Source organism: Flavobacterium sp. (genome assembly GCF_029242675.1).
Taxonomy (GTDB): Bacteria; Bacteroidota; Bacteroidia; order Flavobacteriales; family Flavobacteriaceae; genus Flavobacterium.
Map to the genome: position 1 here is coordinate 1 of NZ_JAQWTM010000437.1, position 3,056 is coordinate 3,056.

General features: G+C 35.2%; 3 protein-coding genes. 2 read left to right on the forward strand and 1 reads right to left on the reverse strand.

The window, feature by feature from the left end; all coding sequences use genetic code 11:
* Positions 1-1,033, reverse strand: a 1,033-nt coding sequence (gene sucC / locus P8M54_RS15860) for an ADP-forming succinate--CoA ligase subunit beta (protein WP_300289012.1), incomplete at its 3' end; no start/stop codon positions are given.
* Between the two features lie 115 nt (positions 1,034-1,148).
* On the opposite strand from sucC, the gene P8M54_RS15865 reads away from it, so the two are divergent.
* Together P8M54_RS15865 and P8M54_RS15870 are read left to right on the forward strand one after the other, a co-directional pair.
* Positions 1,149-1,415, forward strand: a complete 267-nt coding sequence (locus tag P8M54_RS15865; protein ID WP_300289013.1) for a hypothetical protein — start codon at positions 1,149-1,151, stop codon at positions 1,413-1,415.
* A 35-nt stretch (positions 1,416-1,450) separates the two neighbouring features.
* A partial coding sequence (locus P8M54_RS15870) for a glutamate synthase central domain-containing protein (protein ID WP_300289014.1) occupies positions 1,451-3,056 on the forward strand: 1,606 nt, incomplete at its 3' end.

The following is a 3,056-nucleotide window of genomic DNA, read 5'->3' on the forward strand; positions in this document are numbered from 1 at the left end:
AAGCATCAACAACTCCTTGAGCAACACGGTCACAACGAACGATACCACCAAAGATATTAATCAAAATTGCTTTTACATTAGGATCTTTTAAAATAATACGAAACGCAGTTTCAACACGTTTTGCATCAGCAGTTCCTCCTACGTCAAGAAAGTTAGCAGGCTCAAAACCAGCATACTTAATTAAATCCATAGTTGCCATTGCTAAACCAGCTCCGTTAACCATACATCCAACTGTTCCATCAAGATCAACGTAGTTCAATCCTACTTCTTTAGCCTCAACTTCAATTGGGTTTTCTTCTAAAACATCGCGCATTTCAGCGTATGCTTTTTGTCTGTATAATGCATTATCGTCAATATTAACTTTAGCATCAACAGCTAAAATTTTATTATCAGATGTTTTTAATACTGGGTTAATTTCAAACATTGAAGCATCAGATCCAACGTATGCATTGTATAGAGAATCGATAAATTTCACCATTTCTTTAAAAGCATTTCCAGAAAGACCTAAGTTAAAAGCAATTCTTCTTGCTTGAAAACCTTGAAGTCCAACAGAAGGATCTACCTCTTCAGTAAAAATTAATTCAGGAGTGTGCTCAGCAACTTCTTCGATATCCATTCCACCTTCAGTAGAATACATGATCATATTGCGACCACTAGCTCTATTTAATAAAACAGAAACATAAAATTCAGAAGTTTCAGATTCCCCAGGATAGTAAACATCCTCAGCGATTAGCACTTTACGTACTTTTTTACCTTCAGCAGATGTTTGAGGCGTAACTAATTGCATCCCAATAATTTGCTCAGAAATCTCTTCAACTTGTTGCAAGTTTTTGGCCAATTTTACTCCTCCACCTTTTCCACGTCCACCTGCATGAACTTGGGCTTTTACAACATACCAACTCGTTCCCGTTTCAGTAGTTAATTGTTTTGCAGCAGCAACAGCTTCAACCGCGTTATTAGCAACGATTCCACGTTGAATGCGAACTCCGTAGCTAGCTAAAATCTCTTTTCCTTGATATTCGTGTATGTTCATAATATAGAATTTGTCTGAATCCTGAAGTTATTTCAGAATATAAGTACCGCAAAAATAACAAAATTCATCTAAACTGAGAAATGTTTTATCTATTTAAAATTCTAAAATATAAACAATGAAACCAAACAAGTTGAAAACACAAAAAGCGGATTTAACAATTCCAATCAAGATTAAAATAAAAAACAACGAAAACGATGTAAACTTGATTAATATAACAATAGACTACCTTGATGTTATTCCGTTACACCATCATTATAAAGCTCAAATTAGTAAATCAACAATTCACCAGCACATCCACGACAGTATTATCATTTATTTACTAAAAATATCCTATTACCATAAAAATTTAGTGTTTAATCTGTTTTTGATGCATTATACATAACGAAATCTTTATTTTTACATAAAAAAAACAATAGCATGAAAGTAGAAGAACAAGGCCTTTATTTGCCAGAATTTGAACATGACAATTGTGGCGCAGGATTCATTTGTAATTTAAACGGAATTAAATCTAATGACATTATTCATAAAGCATTAGATATTTTAATAAAATTAGAACATCGTGGTGCCGTAAGTGCAGACGGACGAACGGGAGATGGTGCAGGGATACTTTTTGATATTCCGCATAACTTCTTTAAAAAAGTATGTGATTTCGAAATTCCCGAAGTTAGAGAATATGCTGTCGGTATGGTTTTTATGCCAAAGAAAAAAAACCAAACAGATTTTTGTATACTAAGTTTTGAAAAAGCGGTAAGTGACCAAAACCTAAAAGTTTTAGGATGGAGAGATGTACCTGTTGATGTTTCTAATTTGGGACAAATTGCGGCAGAAAAAGAGCCTACAGTAAAGCAAGTTTTTATTGGTAAAAATGGTTTAGAATTGACAGAGCAACAATTTAATGCTAAACTATTCGCAGCCCGAAAAATAGGAGAACATGCCATTATTAATTCTAAAATATCAGAAAGTCATCGTTTTTATTTTTCAAGCCTTTCTACAACAACTATAATATATAAAGGATTATTGATGCCGGAAGACATCAGTAGATATTACACTGACTTAACCGATACTGATTTAGTGACTAGGCTTGCACTGGTACATCAGCGTTTTTCTACCAATACATTTCCGTCTTGGGAGTTAGCGCAGCCGTTTAGGTACATGTGTCACAATGGAGAGATTAATACTTTGCGTGGAAACATAAGTAGAATGCGTGCTCGTGAAGAGTTAATGCAAAGTGACGTATTTGGTGACGATATAAAAAAATTATTTCCAATTATTTTAGAGGGAAAATCAGATTCAGCGTCGATGGATATGGTTATCGAACTACTATTAATGACAGGAAGATCTTTACCTGAAGCCATGATGATGGTAGTTCCTGAGGCTTGGGAAAAGCACCAAACCATGTCAGATGACAAGAAAGCTTTCTATGAGTTTAATTCTTGCATTATGGAACCTTGGGATGGACCCGCTTCGATTCCTTTTACTGATGGTAATGTTATTGGAGCATTATTAGATAGAAATGGTTTGCGTCCTTCCCGTTATACTTTGACAAAAAGCGGATTTGTAATCATGTCTTCAGAGATTGGAGTGCTCGATGTAGATCCAGTAGATGTAATTCAGCACGGTCGTTTGGAGCCGGGGAAAATGTTTCTGGTTGACATGAATGAAGGCCGTATAATTGAAGATGACGAGATTAAAAATGCTATTGTAACCAAACGTCCTTATAGACAATGGTTAAACGAGAACTTACTCCAATTAGCTAAAATTCCGTATACCAATAATAGTACACCTACTGAAAACTTAGATTACGAGACGAGATTACGTTTGTTCGGTTATTCTATAGAAGATCTTAAAACGATCATTACCCCCATGGGAGCGAAAGGTGCTGAGGCAATTAGTTCGATGGGTAACGACACTCCGTTAGCTATTTTATCAGATCAACCACAACTACTGTATAACTACTTCAAACAATTATTTGCTCAAGTTACCAACCCGCCGCTAGATGGAATTCGTGAAGAAATTATCACTG